Annotated in this window: 1 protein-coding gene; it reads right to left on the bottom strand. The window is 66.0% G+C overall.

Features of this window, described 5'->3' with window-relative positions; translation table 11 throughout:
• Nucleotides 1–189 precede the first annotated feature (189 nt).
• Entirely contained in the window at nt 190–687 is a 498-nt protein-coding gene (locus tag C9414_RS20715; RefSeq protein ID WP_107164296.1) for a helix-turn-helix transcriptional regulator, read from the bottom strand.
• Nucleotides 688–729 lie beyond the last annotated feature (42 nt).

Here is a 729-nt window from a genome sequence, read left to right as displayed (position 1 = left end):
GGCCCTGCACGAATGGCAGCAGCCGTTCGAGCGCATCACCGCGCTGGCCGCCGCCAGCAACGTGCCGGTAGCGACGCCGATGATGGGTGAGGCCCTGGACATGCAGGCGCCGCGGGCCGGTAGACGCTGGTGGGAAAAGGTGCAGCTGTAACGCAGCCCGCTGCGGGTGGGTGCCGGTCCTGCCTGGCACTATGCCTTGGGCTGCAGCCTGCGCCCTTCGCGGGCCAGATTCAGCTGCAATGCAACGGCGGCCAGCTCGGCCAGTTCCGAGCTGACCTTGCCGCTTCCACGCGCCTGCAACCAGCCGAGGATGTCGGCCAGGTGCCAGATTGACGTACTACCTTCGTGCACTGGCGAGGGAAACGACTGCGGGTGGGCCAGCATGAGCTGGCGCATGTTCTGCCGCGACATCCCCAGCAGGTCGGCCACATCGGTCAACCCCACCAGATCAGGGCTTACTTCAACCAGTTCGGCGCCCGGCACCGCCTGCTGCACGTCCTCCAGCTCCGACTGCAGCGCTTGATCGGCACGCGGGGCCTCACGGCAGAACGCCAGCGCCATCCTGCCCGGACGCCCGATGCCCAACAGCGCATCGTCGCAACCCGATGCCGCCAGGCGCTGCTCCAGGATATCGGTATCGTCGTACACGTCCGGCACGCGGTACTTCAGGGTGAAATTGAATTCCATCATTACCCACCTCGTTTCGGCTTCGACCGCTACTCATTGCTC

Origin of the sequence: Bacillus sp. Nf3 (genome assembly GCF_003028545.1) — a bacterium.
GTDB classification, from domain to species: domain Bacteria; phylum Bacillota; class Bacilli; order Bacillales; family Bacillaceae; genus Bacillus; species Bacillus safensis.
Note: the sequence above shows the minus strand (reverse complement) of the source record. Positions and strands in the feature narration are given on the sequence as shown.

Coding starts and splice junctions, on each gene's coding strand:
- C9414_RS20715 (WP_107164296.1), bottom strand. CDS start 687: ATGGAATTCAATTTCACCCTGAAGTACCGCGTGCCGGACGTGTACGAC.